This window comes from Priestia sp. 3CA3 (assembly GCF_056836725.1).
The window spans coordinates 150,355-167,940 of the sequence record NZ_JBXENJ010000004.1 but is presented as its reverse complement, the minus strand read 5'-3'; the positions used below and the strand labels follow the sequence as shown (position 1 = coordinate 167,940).

Sequence of the window (17,586 nt, the reverse complement as noted above, 5' to 3'; positions counted from 1 at the left end):
AACATCTGCAGCTTTATTGGAACTATTTAATTGTTTATTTAGCACATAGTTTTTTTAGAAAGTTTTCCTTTTCAAAACAATTGGATATCTCATTTGTTTTACGGCACACTACTAAAAAAGAGTAAAAGGAGAACATTTATGCTTCATACTGCTTGGAAAGGTAAAATCAGCTTTGGATTAATTGACATCCCTATTAAACTGCACGGAGCAATTGAAGAAAAAGATGTAAAGCTGCGCACACTGCACTCCGTTTGCCATACACCCATTCATCAAGAAAAACATTGCCAAACGTGTGGACGAGAAGTAGAATCCGATGAACTGGTTAAAGGATACGAAACCGCGACCGGTCAGTTTGTTGTGCTTTCGCAACAGGAAATTGACAGTATCAAAGAGCCTTTTTCAGCGAACAAAGCCGTTGAATTGTTACACTTTGTTTCGTTAGATGACATTGATCCCCTGTTTTTTGATAAGCCCTACTATATTTCTCCTGGAGAAACGAGCCTAAAAGCTTATTATACGTTATTAAATGCACTTGAACTAACGAACAAAGTCGGTATTGCCAATGTATTTTTATATTCCAAACAGCAAATCGCCATTATTCGTTCCGTGGGCGGCTCTCTCGTTCTTCACACGATGCATTTTGAAGAAGAACTTCGTTCAGTCACAGATGTGCCTAACTTATCTACTACTTCTTCTGTTAATGAAAGTGATACACAAGTGACGGTGGAATTAATTGATAAGCTATCTACTTCTTTTAATCCATCTATTTACAAAAACAACTACCGAGATGCCTTACAAAACGTCATTCAGCAAAAAATAAATCAAGGCGAAGTTACAAAAGGCAGCGGAAGCGAAGAACGAGATATTCGACATTTAATGGAAATGTTAAAGGTGAGCATAGATCCTTCTACTTTACAGCCGAAAAAATCAACAGCAGAGAAAAAAACGTCATCCTTAAAAAAGAAAGCATAAAAAAGCTAACGAAGAAGTTCGTTAGCTTTCATTTGCAACAGAAGTCTTAGGAACAATAGCTCCATATGACGCCGGTATTTTTAAATATTGCGTTACTTGATCATTTTCCACAAAAACAATAAAGTTATCTTTTTTATCTTTTCCAATACCTTTTGCTTTTGCTTCAGACCAATTGAAGCCCAGCTTTTCATTTACCTCACTGCGGGTCGTTTCCGGTCCAAAAACATATACTTTATCCCATCTAAAATCACATAATTCATTAAAATCAAGGATGGAAGCTTCTTCTTTACTTTGATTTGTTTTTTTAATTTCATTAATTACGGTTTGCTGAAGTTGCGCTTGGTTGCGTTCGCTGTATACCCTGTCAATAAAAAAAGTTGCCAATAGCGCTACTAACGTGAATAGTAGAATCTTTTTCACTTCGTTGTCCTCCTGATACGTTCTCTGCACATGATACGACTTCTTTTCGATACGGTTTTATTCTCTACTATTCTAGAAAATTCAACAGGAAAATACAACTAAAATCTCGAAATGTCATCAAAACATAAAAAACTTAACACTATGTCAACGCATAAAAAAAGGGCTTGTTCACGTTCTACCTATTTACCTAATCAGCGCTGAAAAGATTTGGTTCTTCCGTACAAATAGTTCTAATAAATTCTTCTACTAGCCCTTCCTCTCCCGGCAAAAAAGGCAGCGCACCCACTCCAACGCGTTCAATACTTTTATAAAAATGATGCTGCTTATAGCCTTCTGCTTTCCCTGGAAACAGCACAACCGCTGTTTGTACCGGTTTTATTCCATTTTCCTCTACAATAGCGTCTCGGTAACGGTGCATGGTATTAATATCTTCTTCTCTAGGAGAGGGCGTATCGTGATTTGGTTTGATACGATACTTAGCGTCAAAAAGATATACACTTTTTTTCTCCCCTTGCTTTACTTCAAGCAGCAAGTCCGGCTTTTGGATAACAGTATGAGTATGATGGTATTCTTTTTGATACCATAGCGTTACTTCTGCTTTTCCCACCTGAAAACGATGGTAAGAGGCCTGCACTCTGACATTCAACCCTTGTTCTGTCGTTGTCATGATGTTTTGTTCTATTCGTTTGCCGTAAATTTGCAACTTCTTTAAAAGACTAACATACGTCCAGTATTCATAGAGAGTTGCGATATCTTTTAATGAAAGGTGGTAAAACTCTCCGTTAAGAGCCAACCCTCGCGTTAAGAACATAAAGTATCTGCTTGCTTCCCGGTAGCGGGGTGCCGTACGGAGTGTAGAAGGAAGAGTTGAAACTTGTATGGTCTTCACTCTTTGCCAGAACACATTGTTTAGCAGCCTTTTTAATTCGGTATGATTGGTTTCTAGAGCCGACACCGCTTCTTTTTTTACATATCTATCTTCTATCAATTTGTCAATTAGTGTAGTTAGCTTGTGATACAGCTGCGTCATCATCCATTTAACACTTTGATTTTCCAAATTATCATAGATAGCTACATGTCTTGTGCCAATTGCTTTTGTAGGTACTACTTTTATATGCCGATTAATTTTAATTCCTCTGCTTGAAGATGCAAGATAGGTAGGGTGTGTTCGGACAAATGATATAGCCTGGCTATCTTGTTTTTTTATTTGATCTCCTCTCATGAGCTCATGTTCAACTTTTACCGATTGAAACGGCTGATTCTCAATCTGACGAACAGAATGAAGAAAGGGTTTCATATAGTGAGAGAGCACATGATAAAATTCCGTCCATGTTGCTTGTTTAGACCAAACCGATTTTGCTTCAATATACGTTTTACGGAGCATATCGTATGCCAAATCATGAATGTATCCGTTCACTTCATCAACCATGCGTACATAATCTGTCTTGTAGCTCATCTTTGATGGGAAAATTTCAAGAGTAAAAGACAGCTCTTTTTCTATTTCACTGTAGACATGAAACGTAGAATACCCTACCTCATTTTGAAAGCTTATATTTCCTGTTAAAATGTAGGGAAATCCTACGGTTTGAAAACTTTGTTCAACTGCTTTTGAGTCGTGATTAACAAACAGACTTGTTTCATTTTTTGAAACAACTGTAATTTGATAGGTTTCATTTTCAAAAAATAAAGGCTCAAGCGGCGGTTTGGAAGTCATCATGCCTTTTGTTTGATTTAGTACTTTTACATGTGTGATTCCTTTTCCCGTACAAGAAAAAAACATCACTTCTTCTGCAGATTTTATTTTTTTCTTATTCTTTCCTTTTATAACCACCGTACACGTATCGGTTTCAATTTCAACGTACGGTATTAATCCAAAATGACGTGTATCCGTATACTTCAAAACGTCTCATCATCTCCATTATTTTGCGTGCACTTTTAGGAAATCTCATCCCGTCTGCGTTGACAACAGCTGTCTCAAATTCATCATCGAGCAGCGTATTTGTACAGTAATAATAAAGATTTTTTAATAGGTCAAATGTGTAAGCATCGCTTCCTGAAATACGAGGCAAAACTTTTTGCAATATCTGAAAATCAAACGCCTGATCAAATGTAAACACTCCGCTTTTCACTGCGTAAATTAGATAAAAGCATATTTCGTCGCGTACGCGGTAACCTATTTGCAAATCGACTTCTGTAAGCATCTCGTTGACGGTTAGCAGTTCATTTGTTACTTCGTGAATGAGCTCAGCATGTTCAACATACGCATCTTTTAAGTGAACGTATTGACTTTGAATTTGTACATTTTCAATACTGTGCCGAGATGGATCTCTATCATCTAAAAAATCAAAAGAATCTAGCTGAATCTTATTCAGCTCAATGGTGTTGGTACGATCTAACAACTTTTGACTAAACCCATGAGTTGTTTCATCCATATTAATGGTACCGATAATGAGAAGGTTAGATGGCAAATAAATATCTCGGAACATCTTATGTCCAGGAAATAACGGAGCCGTTTTGATTTTCCCTTTTGACCAGCTTCTGCTTTCCATCACGCTTAAAATATCGCTAAAATAATGTTCAACTCGAGCTAAGTTCATTTCATCCAATATGGCAACATATGTGTAAGCTGGATGCTGAATGGCTTGCTGCATAATTGACAGAAACGATCCTCTGCGAAAATCTCCTCTTAAATCAATATACCCTAATAAATCTGAACTATCGTGCCAATCGGGCCGAACTGGAATAAGCACTTGTCTGCCATTTTCAATCGTGGCACCGATACTATCTGCTAAGAGCTGCGCAAGCTTTGTTTTTCCCGTCCCGCTCATTCCTGATAAAACAATAAAAGGCTTGGTCTTTAAAGCAAAGTAGGCGTTGGCTATATCTTGTCGTTCGTATGTAAATCCAGATTTCTTAATATACTCATGAATGTGGACGATGGCGTCTTTATCGCCAATCATCTCTTTGCTCATTCCGTATGTTTTTATATACTGTTCATGCATACTCAGCAGTAAATGCAAATCATCTTGAAGCTGATCATTATTAGGTAAGTCTGCTATATTGTAAGGAAGGTAAAGAGCTACTCTATCCTCAAAGCTTTTCGCTTCCATGCTTGTACCAATGACAATATGATTATCTTTCAATACGCGGGCATGTTCAGGAGTAAAAAAACGAATGTCTTTCAGATCAGTTCCTTCCCCTGCATCTCCTTTCATCATGACTAAGTAAATGCGCTGACCGTCTTCACTGAATAAATATGCTACTATCACATCACTCTCTATATTCTTATTAGCAAGAGTCACGTAAGGAAATGTTTCAGCGTGGTGGCCCGATATACGCATTTCTTCTCGATTTATATGCTCCAATCGATAAAGAGAAATCGGAAGCCGGCGTGTAAGCATATTTTCTACTTCGTGTTTTACAAGTACGTCTCCACCCATTTGTTTATAATGTTCAGCTACATAAAGCAGCCGATCGCGCAAACTCATCGAATTCTCTCCTTTCTGCCTTCACTGCAGTTTGTAAAAATAAAAAGCATCGTCAGTTGACCACGCAAAAGTTTCGTTTCTTTTATTATAGACGCTTTCTTCGTATCGTAAGCTATTTTATAACGTTAGAAAACACTACATTATTCTTTTCTCTACATATATGTTTATGTTCATTTTAATGAAACATGACCGAAAAGAAAAGCGTTAGGGGCTTAATGAATGAAGAGGTAATGATACGAACAGAAAAATAGGCAGCTTCTGTACACAGTGATACAATCGCCATTATGCTACATGATTATTTGATGTCTGATGCTTTTGGCTGAGTAAAGAAAAAAATAAAAATAATCAGCGGTAGCGCGATAAGAAAAATACTCGTCTCTGAAGGTCTTACTGTAGGTATATCCGTTAATGACATCTTAATCAGTCCTTTGTAAATTTTTCAACTAAGTCAGGATTTACATAAAAATGTTTTGATACGGTACGATGAAAAAACTGAGAGGATTGATTTAGTTCACTTAATGCAGGTTCTGTTTTAGGAACGCCAAAAATAGGTCCACTTACATTAATGGTAAACCTTCCAGAAGAAATAAAGGCGCCCGACACATTGATCTGGTTATTAAGCAGCAACGCCGCAAGAATCACATCAATCATATCAATAATGATATTAATTCCCGCATCTCCGTCTTTTCCTTCTATTCGGCTAGTTCCTGTAATAGGTCCCCCTACTGAAATACGAAAAGCTCCGGGTGTCACAAATACGCCTATAATTGTTATTTGGCCAGTTAATAATAATATAGCTGTTACTACATCCAGATTTCGTTGAATGGCAAAGATCAGTTCCCTTTCTTTGTCAAAGCCGCTTTTCCATTCCACATTCTCCACACCCTTAGCACATACTATTCTAAACACGTGTAAATGTTATTCTATTTTTTCTTTTTCCCGTCTCACTCCCGCTCCGAAAAGTGTAAAACAGATTTTACTGCGTCTTCAATTTCTTTATACCCTGTACATCTGCATATATTGGAAGCAAGCCACTCCTTTATAATATTGTCACTGCCTGAAGGATGGTGTTTGGAAAGCAAATGAGCATTCATGATAAAACCCGATGTGCAATAACCGCACTGAAAAGCAAAGTGTTCAATAAAAGCTTTTTGCATAGGTGAACTCTTCAGCCCTTCTATAGTCATTATTTCTTTCTCTTCTGTTTCTGCCGCTAACATGAGACAAGATTTCATTGGCCGCTGATTTATCCCTACTGTACAAGCCCCACAGTCCCCGTTTAAACAGCCTGGTTTTGCTCCGGTAAGGCCCAGCTTTTCTCTTAATACGTAAAGCAACGTATCTGCTGTTCGGATATCAACCATTTTTTCTTCACCGTTAACCTTTAGCTTAATTGTTATTCTATACCGTTCATCTTTTAGCACGTTACGTTCCTCCCAGCTCTGTGAAAATATCAAACAATAGATTTTTAATCACAAATTTGCGATAGCGATTCGACCCTTCCCCATCATTTAAAATTGGAGCCGGTATATAATCAAGAGCATTTTGAATTCGAGCTTCTAATGGCGTTTCTTTATGATTTAGCACTTCTTCTATTTCTGCTGAGCGAAAAGGAAACGAACATACTCCGCTGAAAGCTACTCGGATGGTTCCTTCTGTTTTTAACGCTGCTATTGTCACTAATGGATATCCTGTATCCCACTGCTGGCGTTCTTTTATACTCATATATGGCAGGGCAGCGTACTTCTTTTCAACAAACACCTGAACAAGAAGTTCTCCGTTTTCCAGCTGCAAACGCCGGTTAAAAAGGTCGTGAATCGAATAGATATTGGTTCCAGCCGGACCTGCCACTGCAAGTTGACTATCTGTTAAAAGCAGCGGCAATACCGCTTCTCGATAAAAAATATGCCCACAAATATTTCCTCCTAGCGTTATTTTATTTCGAGCCGTGTGATCAGCCACTTCGCTAGCAGACTTACTTAATAAAGGAAACAAATTTTTATCTTCCAGTTCAGTTAACGTTACTCCTGCACCAAAAATCATCCAATCTTCATTAGCTTCGGTTTGTTGAAATTCAGGTATATTTTTTATATCAATAACAGCATGGGTAACAAACAAACCCAATCTGCCTAATGTCAGAATTTCGGTACCGCCAGCATAATACCGCGGCTGTTTGCCTTGATTCTCTAACTCTTGAAACAAGGCAACTGCTTCTGAAACAGTTCCAGGTTTGTGATATTCAAAGTCAAATGAAATCATCAGCATTCCCTTCTTTCATTCTCCAAATCAATTCTGGAATAAGCGGAAGTTGGTTTAATTCTGTTTCTGCCGCCACCGTTAAGCTGTTTCCTAAAGAAGCCGGCATACCAAGCAGCCCGTGTTCTCCGACTCCTCTAGCTCCGTACGCCGCATCTAATTGAGGCGTATGAATAAAATCTACTACGTACTCCGGATGCTCTCCGTAGCGAAGAGGACGATATTTCCGAAGCTGAGGATTTAAAATACGGCCATTTGAATCAAACCAAAATGTTTCTCTGCCTGCAAACGATAGCCCCATACTCATCGCACCCATGACTTGCCCGCGTGCCATTTTCTCGTTTAGCACGGTTCCTATATCAATAACAGAGACAGCTTTTACAATACGATATCTATACGTTCTAGGATTATATTCCACTTCAACTCCTTCAGCTGCTACCGTCCATTCAGGCCCCGGACGCCCAGCTCCCGTTTCTTTATCCAAGTAGGTCATCCCTCTTAAAATATAGTTGCCTCTCCCTATAATTTGCCCTCCAATTGCATTTCCGTTCGGATATTTATAGCCATATACAATTTCTTTAAAGGCCAAGGATGTTTCAGGCTCATCCCGTAAAAAAACTTTCTCATTTTTTATTTCGATATCTTCCTCAGAAGCTCGAAATATACAAGAAGCTATCTTTTTTAATTGATTAATCACATCTTCAGCGGCTTCTAAAACCGCTCTTCCTGCCATAAAAGTGCCTCTGCTAGCCACCGTTTTCCAATGTTCAGGAGTCGTTTGAGTATCTACTTCCATTCGCACATGAATGCGTTCCACGCGCATCTGCAATTTTTCAGCCAGTATTTGCGCGAGCACGGTTTTCGTTCCCGTGCCTAATTCAATAACGCCAGACATTAAATTCACGCTTCCATCCGGATTGAATGTGAGAATAACACCGGAACCTGCGTTTGTTTCAATGGTAGAGGTTTTCCAGACGCAGCTAATCCCCTTAGCAGTAATAAGGCCGTTTTCATGCACCGTTCTCTGTCCTTCCTCCCATTTGATCAGCTGCTTCAAGCGACGAATACATTCTGGTAAGTTACCCACGCTGCTAGACGTTAAACGTACTTGCGTAGGCGTAGTATCGCCCGGCAAAATAGCATTTTTTTCTCTAAACTCCAAAGGATCTATACCTGCTTTTTTAGCAAGGATGTCCATCGTGCGCTCGAACGCAAATAATAGTTCTGAGTGGCTGAATCCTCGAAAAGGAGAAGCATAAGGGTGATTTGTATATACACATAATGAATCACAAAAAATATGTTCAAGACGATAAGGTCCTGTACAGTCAGCTGCTGCAGCTTTACTCAGGTCCGTTCCTTTATCTGCATAAGCACCGCTGTCAAACAAATAAAGAATGTCAGCAGCCTGCAAGAGTCCCTCTTTGGAACAACCTAACTTAATTTTGGCATCTAGACCTATGTGAGCAGGCGAAGTGAGCATATCTTCTTCTCTTGTATTTAATATTTTAACCAGTCTTCCACCAACAGCTTTTGAAGCTATATATGCAAGCAACTCCAGCTGGACAGCTGCTTTTCCTCCGTAGCCTCCTCCTACTAGCGGTGTTTCAACGATCACTTTTCCCGCTTCAATTTCAAAGTACTCACTGATTAATTTTTTCACCATAAAAGGAGCTTGAGAAGAAGTGATAATTTTAACTAATCCATTCGGAAGAATTTCAGCAGCGGCACTTCTTGTTTCCATTGCCGCGTGATCTGAAGGAGATAGAGAAAACGTTTCTTCAACTATTAACTCACTTTTTTGCCAACCTTCTTCCATATTGCCTTTTCGTATTTTGACTCTGTTTGCTACGTTGGTGCCGGGCTCTGGATACACCGTTTCATCATGCTTGTAGATGTGCATATGTTCATGCACTAAAGGAGAATCCGGCTCAATAGCGGCGCTAGGAGAATGAACGACAGGTAACGGCTCATATTGAATATGAACAGCACTCGCCGCACGCTCAGCGAGTGCAGGAGTCTCTGCTACTATAAGGACTACGGCTTCTCCGTGATACCGCACTTTTTCAAACGCAAGCGGTCGCCGGTCACGAACTCCCTCTCCGGTTAACGGCAAATGCTCACCCGTCACAACTGCATGAACACCGTGAGTAGCGATCACTGCTTGAATGTCTATTGCTTGAATTCTTGCATGAGCGTAAGGACTGACTACTATTTTGGCGTGAAGGGAACCTTTAAAACTGTAATCATTCGTGTACCGAGCTGTTCCCGTCACTTTTTCTAACGCATCTTTTCGAATCACGCTTTTCCCAATAACATCCACTCTTTTCACCTCCGTCAATCAAACCCGTCTACATTTCTCTTTATATATCTTTTTAATGCGTTCATACGCTTGTTTTGTATCAACATCCATGAAAAGAGAAGCGTCGGTACATTCATAAGACATTCCATCTCCAGGTCCGTTTTGTCTTATGATTTTTCTTGCTCCTTGATCTCCTTGCAGCTTATCCAAGCTTGAAAACATTTGTTTTGAAAATAAAACCGGTGCTCTGGCAATTCCTTGATAAAAAGAAGAAATAAACGGAGCAGAGGAATGGTTCTCAAACAGAGAAACAAATGTATCTATCAGCACGATACTTATAAGAGGCTGATCTGCCAGCAGCACAATAATAGCATCAGCGCTTAATTCTTTTGCTTTTTTTAATCCGCATTTTAAAGACGCAGACTGACCTTTTAAGGCGCTACTACAAGAAGTATGACTCCACTTCTGCTGATATGCTTCTGAAAAAAGAATAGGGTCAATCCACTCAAGAGAATCTCCTTTCTTTGTGACTACTATCGTATGATTTACTTTTGAACAAACCGCTGTTCGTAAAGCTTTACTCCCTAAACATCCATTCCCTAAAGGCAGCAGCAGCTTATTGCTGCCCATCCTTTTACTAGCTCCCGCGGCAAGATAAACAGCAACAATATTTAACCCGGACATTTTCACCCCTTTTTTTCATCATACATTCGGAGGATCTCAATTAATTCAGCAAGAATACTAACCGCAATTTCCTGCGGTCCTACCGCTCCTATAGAAAGTCCCACGGGCGAATGAATATGGGAAGGAATATCGGTATTCAATAATCGAAGCGTTCGCTTTTTAGACCCTAAAACTCCTATATACTTCACAGGACTTGATTTTAATAGCGAGAGAATTTCTTGATCGCGATAAAAATTATGCGTCATAATCACAACAAAATCATCGCTCTGAACGGACAAGTGTTTCTCTACTTCCTCCGGGAATCCAATCTGTATTTCCTCTGCTAGCGGAAAATGTTCCTTATTACATAAAGCCGGTCTCCAGTCGCATAAAGTAACAAAAAACCCCGTATTGGCAGCAAGTGATACTAAATATTTTGCATCAGCACCTGCTCCCCATATAATTAGACGAGGCTTCGGTTTATATAGATGAGCATATGTGAGCAGAGAGCAATTTGAAAGTTGAATGCCGCTCTTTCTCCCATTCCAATCATCTGTTGCAAAAGATGATTCGTCGCTATTTGCACCAAATGTTTGGCCCGTCTTTTCTACATAAAAAGAGGTTGTTTGAACAAAGTCTTTTTCTAATTTTTTAATATGCAAAACAGGATTTCGGTTATCTAAATGGCGTTTTACCCGCAAAAGATCTTGCTTCGTCTTCGCAGTTACAGGCTCTAGGAGAATATAGAGAATTCCATTGCAGCCTGCTCCTTGTCCCCACCCCGCATCACCTCCTTCTTTTAAATTGTACGTAACGGTTAATACGTGCTCAGTGTCGAACAACTCTTTTACGCGCTCAGCAAGATCTGCTTCCACACAACCAGCGCTTAACATCCCAATGTTCTCCCCGTTTTCTTGAAACAGCATGGACGTTCCTTCTTTTAAATAAGAGGATCCTTCTACATGAATAATCGTTGCCAACACGCTTTTTACTGTTGATTTTTCTACAGTATGTAAAATGTCGTGCATTTTTATTATTTCCTCCTTTTACTACTGATTTTTTAAAATCTTTTCACGTTTTGTGGAGAACTAAAATACGCTACAGTAGACTACTTCTACTCTCGGAATGAATCCATGTATTATTCATATTTTCAACGAAGTTACAATAAGCTTTTAAAGACTTAGAAGAACTGTCGTTTGAAAGGAGAATAGTATGCTATTTGACTCAACAAAAATCAACTTAGGAAAATTGAACGTTCGCAGTGCTGATCAAGCAAGCAGTATTTCTATTGGAAATACGTCAAAAGTTACAAGGTATGTCACAGCAAAGAAAAATCAGGCCTTCGGACAGCAGCTCGCTGATCAATGTTTTTCAGCAGGATCTGCTTACAAAACTGTAGATAATGATTATGTGGATGCATTTGCAACAAAAAATGATAAATAAGGAGGAAAACATATGATTTTTTCACCTATGGTCATTAACTTACAAGCCTTCAAAGTGAACGTTCTGGATAATTCATCCGTTTTAAGCATAGGACCTAATCAGCAGCTTGACGTGTTCGTATCTTATAAACGTAATCAAGGACTAGGAGAATCAAACGGAGATTTTTCTCCAAACGTAACTCCGTTCTCATGGATTATAGATTCAGACGTAAACGATTCAAACTCAGTTAAAAACAGCGTAATTTAAGCTTCTACACCGCCTCTAACGAGCATGACTAGCAGCATACCTTCATCTATTCGTCTACTAGTATTCAACCTGATGCCTAATAAATATAACCTGCGTCTGAACTGGCTATATTTATTAGGCTCTTTCTATGAAATGGGTACTTTTTGAAAAGACGATGGGCTATCAATTTGATCACGATCATCAACACAGCTTCTCGTTCCTATAAACCCGCTATCATCACCGAAATTTTGCCCAAACCCCTGTGTTTTTTTATCTGAATTATTCCAGTCTGCTAGTAAATTCTGTCCGATATTTACCGCAGACGCATTTTCAAAGGAATTTATCTTTAGCATTAAAATATTAATATTTATAGATGCACCTGACATTTAAACCACCCCCTTTTCAAACTATATTCAAATTCCATCTTTTTATGATGTGTGGTAAGGAGGAAACCATATGGACTTTGATAAACTTATGCAGTGGATGGAATTCGCTAAAAAATATCAAACAAACGACTTTTGGAACGGTGTTTTTGATCAAACTGCTTTTAACGAATTTATGAAAGAAAATATGGATATGACTGCTCAGGATTCGCATCAGGCTCCTCAACCTCCTAGAAGTAATTTTCCACCTATCGACATTTATGTTACTCCTCACGAGATCATTGTTATCGCTGACCTGCCTGGTTATCTAAAAGAAAACTTGCACGTTTCTGTTTCAGGCAGCCGGCTTCTATTAAAAGGCTCGCCCCACCCTTTCATTACAGGGCAGCCTGTTGTACAAGAACGACCTTCTGGAGATTTCAACCGAATTATCGAATTGCCTGAGCCTACAGATGCGCATCATCTGCGTGCAAAATTTGAAAATGGACTGCTTATTCTTTCTTATCACAGGCAGTTTTTTCAAGAAGAGCGTATTCATATTGAATAAGGTTTAGTAGTTTTACGAATGAAATGTAATGCTGCACATAAGCATTTATAAATGCAAAAAATTTAATATTAACTCCCAAACTGAATCAATATTTATTTATCTAACTGTGATTACAGAGGAAATAAGCCCAAGATGAGGAGAAGCGAAATGTCTATGAAAGGATTTTTTAACCCCAAACAGACTAACCAACATCTTCAAACTGAGCTAGCGGACTTCAAACATCAAATCAAGCGTATTAACACGCTTGAAGTTCACATGAACCGTTTTTTAAAACTCGAACCGCAAATGGGTTCTCTCATAATGTTCAAAAAAAAGCTGGAGGCTCAGCCAGTGCTTTCCAACGATTCTTCATCTTCACAAAGAGATGCTCACAAAAACACTGAACAATCATATACAAAAGACATGCAAGAGACTGCTAGGCAGCTTCATTTTTTAAAAGAAAAAGTAGCGCAATTGGAACAAATCATCTCCACGCAAAATCCTCGCGATAAAAAGAAAGAAGCTGTGCCTTATCCGGATATAGCTAGCTTAGTAGAACAATCTGTAGAGAAACAAATGGCTCCTTATGTCGAAAAAATGACCGAACTAGATAACAGAGTTTCAGCATTAGAGCAAAGCATGTCGCTTTTAACTGAAGTACAGGTGGACATGCTAAAACGTACGTCTTCTCTTCAAGAAGAAGTAAGATTGATTCATCAAAAAGCGGCACTTTTAGAAAATGCTCCTCCGCCTATTCATATTGATAAATTTTTTCTTGATAGATACGAACAAAACAACAATATTGGCCAAGTGGGCATTAAGGAGCTCGGCGGTGCTTTAAACATCGGAGCTACATACGGAAGCGGAGCTATACCAAAGGATTTCACGGACCAAATCCAAAAAGATATGGAAGAGTTAAAAAACGCTAAATCAGATATTTCTTCTGGTAAAACGAAGCCTGCACAAGAGGATAAAGAGAATTCTTCTTCCGCTTTCGAAAAAGAAGAAGCGTATACAGAAGTTCCTATTTTTGATGAAGATGATCCAAAGGAAGAGTCAGTCTAAAAAAGTTATAAAATTATATTTAGTTATAACTAGAATTTTTGCAAGCTATTCTTTACACTATAGGTAATAACTTCAAAAAAGGAGATATGCTGATGCCAAAGCTTTTATGGAGAATAGGTGCTGTCATGTTGTTAATGTGTGGAGGCTTTATCTTTTTATTTATTGCTGCTTCGCAAATGATGGTTCAGCAATACAAACCTTTTTTTAGACGCGAGAGTGCATAACTCTCGCGTTTTTTTATTGAATAATATCCTGTTTATGGTAATATATATATATCAAAAAGATATAGGTGAGGAAAGTAAATGAAGGAAAATCAAACAACATATGCGATTTTAGGACTGCTTACCACTGAATGCAGAACTGGTTATGAAATTAAGCGGTTAATGGATCGAAGTTTAAATCATTTTTGGAAAATTAGCTATGGTCAAATTTATCCCACTTTACAAAAGCTTGTGAATGAAGAACTAGCAACGGTAAATTCCGTTGCTCAAACTGATAAACCGGATAAAAAAGTGTACGCAATAACAACTAAAGGAAAAGAAGTTCTGCAAGATTGGCTGCGTGAACCTATTAAGCAGCTCCCCTCAGAACGAAATGAACTTTTGTTAAAACTATTTTTTAGTAGTCACCAAGAAAAGGACTTTACAATTTCGCAGTTAAAAAACGCTCAGCAGAAACTAACTGAACGCTATCACATGTATTGCGGAATCGAAGACAGCATTTCTAAAAGCCCTTCTCCTGACAGAACGTATTGGCTTATTACCCTAGACTACGGTAAACGAACAACTCGTGCTTCGATAGAATGGTGCAAAGATACGATTAATAAATTATATGATGAGGAGGCCCAGAATTTATGATTCATTCCAATCGTGTAATGGCTAAGCCCGGTCAGGATCTGGTCGTCTTTGTTATAGGAATGCGTATTAATAAATGGACAGCCGTACACAAATGGCTCCCTGTATTTAAAGCAATGCCTCCTATGATTCGAGAGTTGTATGCAAACAAAAATCTTGGCTTTTTATCTTTGCAAGGATCGTTTAATTTAAGAACCATTACGCTGATTCAATATTGGGAGTCAGTTGATCAATTGACCTCCTATGCCAAAGGTCCTCAGCACTTAAAAGCTTGGAATTCTTTTTATAAACAGGCTTCAAAAACGAATGCAGTTGGCATTTATCATGAAACGTACGTCATTCCTGCAGGAAATTATGAATCAGTATATGTGAATATGCCTTCGTTCGGCTTAGCTAAAGCGCTTGGATGTGAAACCATAACGAAGCATACTCAAACTGCTAAAAAACGTTTGAATGTTAAAAGAGGTTAAGACATGACGAAATGAATCCAATCTAAAGACGAACAAATGGGATACATGAGCTGAACCGCTTGTGACGCCGCAGTTGATTTCCATGCAAGGCTTCGCTTTCCGCGGGCGGCCAGTGAGCCTCCTCGTCGCTTCCGCTCCTGCGGGGTCTCACCTGTTCCGCTGTTCCCGCAGGAGTCTTCGCCTTGCCCTCCAATCAACTGCTAAAAGGAATGGCACAGATGAAACATACGTTCACCCTAACAAAAGAAAAAAAACGAACCCTTGATTAACATGTTTGATCAAGGGTTCGTTTTTCACTTGGGCTAAAATACTTTTTCCTCAGCCTCTTCATTACACTTGTTATACATATATTTTCAGCATTTGATTGGCACCTTTTTGAAATTCATACGGGACATCTGCTATTTCTGTTCCTTTTACTAGAGGCGCAATCTCTTCTAAAAGCTGCGGCAAATAGGTAGAAATCTTGCCGCTCAGGTCCGTTAAAGGAAACAAGCGCACTTCCTCTTTTGTAACGCGTATCAGTTCTTTTAAAGCCTCTAAATGAAACGTATAATCTAACCGGTCGCTGTACATAAATAAAAAGTTTGCACAAAGCGTTAAATCAAACTCGTTCTTTTGAAACGGCAAATTAGGAAGCGCTCCGTACTGATAGGCTTCGGGGCTCTTTTTCATATGAGCAATACAATCTTTTAATGCTCTTTTTCGATGTTCAGTTAAATTATCAATAGATGAAAAATATTTCCACACATATTGCTCCTGTACGTGCTGCATTTGATTCATCGTATGAATTAAATCCAGGCTTCCCTTCTTTTCAAGCTCTTCTGCCGTAAATTTATAGGCAATATCACAGCTAGTAGCCTTCGTACCTTGCTGCAAGGCATGAGCAGTAAAAGAACAGGCTCCGCTAGCACAATCTAACACTTTTTTTCCTTTTAAACGCTTGTCATTCAAATTAAACATAGCTCTATACTCTTCAAACGTTCTGCCGATAAAAACAACTCGGTCAATTCCTAACTTTTTCTCTGCTAAACTCAACTCTACTCAGCTCCTATTTTTTACTTAGACCTTTATTTTACAGAAAATTGGATTAAATTCCAATAGTTTATGTAGTAATTAGGTTAATCACCATCTTTTGAAGCACTAAAAACAAGGCCCAACACATAAGTCCTATGGATAAACTCACAAACAAATGAAGGGAGTTTTTTACACAAATATAGACGACAGCAAGTAATAAAATAGTGCCTGGGAGTCCATAAAGAACGCCAAGTGTAAACTGACTGACCACTTCCTTTTTTTCTCCTTGCACTGACAACCATATAATACTTAGTAAGCTCACAATTGGAAGAGCAGCCACGATTCCACCGTATGCCGGAAATCTTTTGGCCATTTCTGTTACCCCTGCAATAATAAGAGCCGACATTAAAATTTTGATGATACTATACATGTTCTGCACGCTCGCTCAATAACTGAAAAGCCTGTTGAATCAGCTGTTTTTCAGATGCTGTCATTTCGCGTAAAATAGCTGATACTTTTTCTTCATCCAAGCTTGAATTCCGTTTTAAGATGTCTTTTCCTGCTTCTGTTAAATGCAGAATTACTTTTCTTTCATCCTGTATATCTCTATTTTTATACACATATCCTTTCTTGATGCTTCTCTTTACATGTTCAGATGCCGTATTATGTGAAATAGTTAAATAATCTGCGATTTCTCTTATTCCAACCGAAGATGATTTGTCGATATGCTGCAAAAGACGTATGGTTTGGTGCGTAATTTTCTCTTGATGCGTATAGTGCAAATGATAATAAATAGACGTCCAATAGCTGTTTAACTCCTCTACTTTCATGATCCTGCTCCTTTATATCGTATTTTTAGTTATTATCGTATTATACGATATATATTACAGAAACGACAGCACGTTTTCAATACTCCTTTCTTTTTATCTTGCATCTCACATAATAATACGATTTAACAGTTACACTAATTGTACACACTGTGAAAGGCGGTTGTATGACATTGATTCTTCGACTGTTAAAATGGGTTCCGAATCTCTTTACGATTGGAAATTTGCTAAGCGGCGTATTTTCCATAGCCTTTAATATGAACAGCTACGAACGCTTAGCTGCTCTTTTTATTTTTTTAGCCGCTTTTTTCGATTTATTTGACGGCAAAATTGCCAGAAAGCTAAAAGTTAACAGTGAGTTTGGTGTAGAGCTAGATTCTTTGGCTGATATTATAAGCTTTGGCGTAGCGCCTGCAATGCTATTTCATACTCTTTCTCCCCACTCTTGGCTAACGGTACTCGCTTTTATGATTTATCCAAGCATGGGTGCATTGAGATTAGCTAAATTTAGCGCAAATCCAACCGTAGGTTATTTTATAGGGCTGCCTATTCCTTTTCCAGCTCTAATTATCGCACTGCTCGGCATGTTTTATTATGTGAATCCTTATCTTATGATTATTTTAGCCATTTTGATGGTGAGTCCTATCCGGATCATGAAAATTTAGATGCCATAAAAGACAG

Annotated in this window: 23 protein-coding genes; 9 read left to right on the top strand and 14 right to left on the bottom strand. The window is 38.6% G+C overall.

Features of this window, described 5'->3' with window-relative positions:
- The first annotated feature begins 138 nt into the window (after window positions 1-138).
- Window positions 139-972 (top strand): non-homologous end joining protein Ku, encoded by an 834-nt coding sequence (ku, locus tag AC1VNJ_RS12705; protein WP_482640863.1) that lies wholly within the window; start codon window positions 139-141, stop codon window positions 970-972.
- 21 nt (window positions 973-993) lie between these two features.
- Here ku and AC1VNJ_RS12700 read toward each other — a convergent pair whose 3' ends face one another.
- The 9 genes from AC1VNJ_RS12700 to AC1VNJ_RS12660 form a co-directional block, all read right to left on the bottom strand.
- On the bottom strand, window positions 994-1,392 hold the full coding sequence (locus tag AC1VNJ_RS12700; protein ID WP_014459877.1) for a hypothetical protein: 399 nt from the start codon (window positions 1,390-1,392) through the stop codon (window positions 994-996).
- A gap of 187 nt (window positions 1,393-1,579) precedes the next feature.
- The gene (locus AC1VNJ_RS12695; protein ID WP_482640862.1) at window positions 1,580-3,292 is read right to left on the bottom strand and encodes a DUF2357 domain-containing protein; all 1,713 of its coding nucleotides are present in this window, start codon (window positions 3,290-3,292) and stop codon (window positions 1,580-1,582) included.
- Window positions 3,246-4,880 carry an MrcB family domain-containing protein gene (locus AC1VNJ_RS12690; RefSeq protein ID WP_482640861.1) on the bottom strand — a complete coding sequence of 545 codons (1,635 nt, stop codon included), beginning with the start codon at window positions 4,878-4,880 and terminating at the stop codon, window positions 3,246-3,248. The genes AC1VNJ_RS12695 and AC1VNJ_RS12690 overlap by 47 nt, the downstream gene beginning before the upstream one ends.
- 420 nt (window positions 4,881-5,300) lie before the next feature.
- The gene (locus AC1VNJ_RS12685) at window positions 5,301-5,753 is read right to left on the bottom strand and encodes a hypothetical protein (RefSeq protein ID WP_372454456.1); all 453 of its coding nucleotides are present in this window, start codon (window positions 5,751-5,753) and stop codon (window positions 5,301-5,303) included.
- A 71-nt stretch (window positions 5,754-5,824) separates the two neighbouring features.
- Window positions 5,825-6,304: a (2Fe-2S)-binding protein gene (locus AC1VNJ_RS12680; protein ID WP_155008075.1), complete on the bottom strand. Its 480-nt coding sequence runs from the start codon at window positions 6,302-6,304 to the stop codon at window positions 5,825-5,827.
- A 1-nt stretch (window position 6,305) separates the two neighbouring features.
- Window positions 6,306-7,139: an FAD binding domain-containing protein gene (locus tag AC1VNJ_RS12675; RefSeq protein WP_155008074.1), complete on the bottom strand. Its 834-nt coding sequence runs from the start codon at window positions 7,137-7,139 to the stop codon at window positions 6,306-6,308.
- Entirely contained in the window at window positions 7,126-9,456 is a 2,331-nt protein-coding gene (locus tag AC1VNJ_RS12670) for a xanthine dehydrogenase family protein molybdopterin-binding subunit (protein ID WP_482640860.1), read from the bottom strand. The genes AC1VNJ_RS12675 and AC1VNJ_RS12670 overlap by 14 nt, the downstream gene beginning before the upstream one ends.
- Before the next feature lie 18 nt (window positions 9,457-9,474).
- Entirely contained in the window at window positions 9,475-10,119 is a 645-nt protein-coding gene (locus tag AC1VNJ_RS12665) for an NTP transferase domain-containing protein (RefSeq protein ID WP_482640859.1), read from the bottom strand.
- Between the two features lie 2 nt (window positions 10,120-10,121).
- The gene (locus tag AC1VNJ_RS12660; RefSeq protein ID WP_482640858.1) at window positions 10,122-11,126 is read right to left on the bottom strand and encodes an XdhC family protein; all 1,005 of its coding nucleotides are present in this window, start codon (window positions 11,124-11,126) and stop codon (window positions 10,122-10,124) included.
- A gap of 184 nt (window positions 11,127-11,310) precedes the next feature.
- Here AC1VNJ_RS12660 and AC1VNJ_RS12655 point away from each other — a divergent pair, with 184 nt between their 5' ends.
- Window positions 11,311-11,541: a hypothetical protein gene (locus tag AC1VNJ_RS12655; RefSeq protein WP_033579133.1), complete on the top strand. Its 231-nt coding sequence runs from the start codon at window positions 11,311-11,313 to the stop codon at window positions 11,539-11,541.
- A 12-nt stretch (window positions 11,542-11,553) separates the two neighbouring features.
- A complete protein-coding gene (locus tag AC1VNJ_RS12650) occupies window positions 11,554-11,787 on the top strand; it encodes a hypothetical protein (RefSeq protein ID WP_013057270.1) in 234 nt (77 codons plus the stop codon).
- Between the two features lie 125 nt (window positions 11,788-11,912).
- On the opposite strand, the gene AC1VNJ_RS12645 is transcribed toward AC1VNJ_RS12650, so the two are convergent.
- On the bottom strand, window positions 11,913-12,152 hold the full coding sequence (locus tag AC1VNJ_RS12645; protein WP_033579134.1) for a hypothetical protein: 240 nt from the start codon (window positions 12,150-12,152) through the stop codon (window positions 11,913-11,915).
- A gap of 70 nt (window positions 12,153-12,222) precedes the next feature.
- On the opposite strand from AC1VNJ_RS12645, the gene AC1VNJ_RS12640 reads away from it, so the two are divergent.
- The 5 genes from AC1VNJ_RS12640 (at window position 12,223) to AC1VNJ_RS12620 (ending at window position 15,064) form a co-directional block, all read left to right on the top strand.
- Entirely contained in the window at window positions 12,223-12,696 is a 474-nt protein-coding gene (locus AC1VNJ_RS12640) for an Hsp20/alpha crystallin family protein (protein WP_155008072.1), read from the top strand.
- A 147-nt stretch (window positions 12,697-12,843) separates the two neighbouring features.
- On the top strand, window positions 12,844-13,740 hold the full coding sequence (locus AC1VNJ_RS12635; protein ID WP_482640857.1) for a dynamitin family protein: 897 nt from the start codon (window positions 12,844-12,846) through the stop codon (window positions 13,738-13,740).
- A 92-nt stretch (window positions 13,741-13,832) separates the two neighbouring features.
- A complete protein-coding gene (locus AC1VNJ_RS12630; RefSeq protein ID WP_013057274.1) occupies window positions 13,833-13,964 on the top strand; it encodes a hypothetical protein in 132 nt (43 codons plus the stop codon).
- A gap of 78 nt (window positions 13,965-14,042) precedes the next feature.
- Window positions 14,043-14,597, top strand: a complete 555-nt coding sequence (locus AC1VNJ_RS12625) for a PadR family transcriptional regulator (protein ID WP_482640856.1) — start codon at window positions 14,043-14,045, stop codon at window positions 14,595-14,597.
- Complete coding sequence (locus AC1VNJ_RS12620) at window positions 14,594-15,064, top strand: DUF4188 domain-containing protein (protein ID WP_033579138.1); 471 nt, start codon at window positions 14,594-14,596, stop codon at window positions 15,062-15,064. Before AC1VNJ_RS12625 ends, AC1VNJ_RS12620 begins: the two co-directional genes overlap by 4 nt.
- Here AC1VNJ_RS12620 and AC1VNJ_RS12615 read toward each other — a convergent pair.
- From AC1VNJ_RS12615 to AC1VNJ_RS12600, 4 genes are all read right to left on the bottom strand, one after another.
- Window positions 15,061-15,261, bottom strand: a complete 201-nt coding sequence (locus AC1VNJ_RS12615; RefSeq protein ID WP_482640855.1) for a hypothetical protein — start codon at window positions 15,259-15,261, stop codon at window positions 15,061-15,063. The two genes, AC1VNJ_RS12620 and AC1VNJ_RS12615, sit on opposite strands and share 4 nt — an antisense overlap.
- A gap of 142 nt (window positions 15,262-15,403) precedes the next feature.
- Window positions 15,404-16,099, bottom strand: coding sequence for a class I SAM-dependent methyltransferase (locus tag AC1VNJ_RS12610; RefSeq protein ID WP_482640854.1), 696 nt, complete (start codon window positions 16,097-16,099; stop codon window positions 15,404-15,406).
- A gap of 67 nt (window positions 16,100-16,166) precedes the next feature.
- A complete protein-coding gene (locus tag AC1VNJ_RS12605) occupies window positions 16,167-16,508 on the bottom strand; it encodes a DUF3147 family protein (RefSeq protein WP_325077895.1) in 342 nt (113 codons plus the stop codon).
- The gene (locus AC1VNJ_RS12600) at window positions 16,501-16,908 is read right to left on the bottom strand and encodes a MarR family winged helix-turn-helix transcriptional regulator (RefSeq protein WP_033579142.1); all 408 of its coding nucleotides are present in this window, start codon (window positions 16,906-16,908) and stop codon (window positions 16,501-16,503) included. Before AC1VNJ_RS12600 ends, AC1VNJ_RS12605 begins: the two co-directional genes overlap by 8 nt.
- A 170-nt stretch (window positions 16,909-17,078) precedes the next feature.
- Between AC1VNJ_RS12600 and pssA the strand changes: the two genes are divergently transcribed.
- Window positions 17,079-17,570, top strand: a complete 492-nt coding sequence (gene pssA, locus AC1VNJ_RS12595; RefSeq protein ID WP_196299084.1) for a CDP-diacylglycerol--serine O-phosphatidyltransferase — start codon at window positions 17,079-17,081, stop codon at window positions 17,568-17,570.
- The last annotated feature ends 16 nt before the right edge of the window (window positions 17,571-17,586 follow it).

Excerpts from the sequence above, each read along its gene's own strand:
- AC1VNJ_RS12660 (WP_482640858.1), bottom strand. The coding sequence starts at position 11,126 with ATGCACGACATTTTACATACTGTAGAAAAATCAACAGTAAAAAGCGTG.
- AC1VNJ_RS12650 (WP_013057270.1), top strand. The coding sequence starts at position 11,554 with ATGATTTTTTCACCTATGGTCATTAACTTACAAGCCTTCAAAGTGAAC.
- AC1VNJ_RS12635 (WP_482640857.1), top strand. The coding sequence starts at position 12,844 with ATGTCTATGAAAGGATTTTTTAACCCCAAACAGACTAACCAACATCTT.
- AC1VNJ_RS12600 (WP_033579142.1), bottom strand. The coding sequence starts at position 16,908 with ATGAAAGTAGAGGAGTTAAACAGCTATTGGACGTCTATTTATTATCAT.
- ku (WP_482640863.1), top strand. The coding sequence starts at position 139 with ATGCTTCATACTGCTTGGAAAGGTAAAATCAGCTTTGGATTAATTGAC.
- AC1VNJ_RS12620 (WP_033579138.1), top strand. The coding sequence starts at position 14,594 with ATGATTCATTCCAATCGTGTAATGGCTAAGCCCGGTCAGGATCTGGTC.
- AC1VNJ_RS12630 (WP_013057274.1), top strand. The coding sequence starts at position 13,833 with ATGCCAAAGCTTTTATGGAGAATAGGTGCTGTCATGTTGTTAATGTGT.
- AC1VNJ_RS12655 (WP_033579133.1), top strand. The coding sequence starts at position 11,311 with ATGCTATTTGACTCAACAAAAATCAACTTAGGAAAATTGAACGTTCGC.
- AC1VNJ_RS12690 (WP_482640861.1), bottom strand. The coding sequence starts at position 4,880 with ATGAGTTTGCGCGATCGGCTGCTTTATGTAGCTGAACATTATAAACAA.
- AC1VNJ_RS12665 (WP_482640859.1), bottom strand. The coding sequence starts at position 10,119 with ATGTCCGGGTTAAATATTGTTGCTGTTTATCTTGCCGCGGGAGCTAGT.
- AC1VNJ_RS12675 (WP_155008074.1), bottom strand. The coding sequence starts at position 7,139 with ATGATTTCATTTGACTTTGAATATCACAAACCTGGAACTGTTTCAGAA.
- AC1VNJ_RS12605 (WP_325077895.1), bottom strand. The coding sequence starts at position 16,508 with ATGTATAGTATCATCAAAATTTTAATGTCGGCTCTTATTATTGCAGGG.
- AC1VNJ_RS12645 (WP_033579134.1), bottom strand. The coding sequence starts at position 12,152 with ATGTCAGGTGCATCTATAAATATTAATATTTTAATGCTAAAGATAAAT.
- AC1VNJ_RS12625 (WP_482640856.1), top strand. The coding sequence starts at position 14,043 with ATGAAGGAAAATCAAACAACATATGCGATTTTAGGACTGCTTACCACT.
- AC1VNJ_RS12640 (WP_155008072.1), top strand. The coding sequence starts at position 12,223 with ATGGACTTTGATAAACTTATGCAGTGGATGGAATTCGCTAAAAAATAT.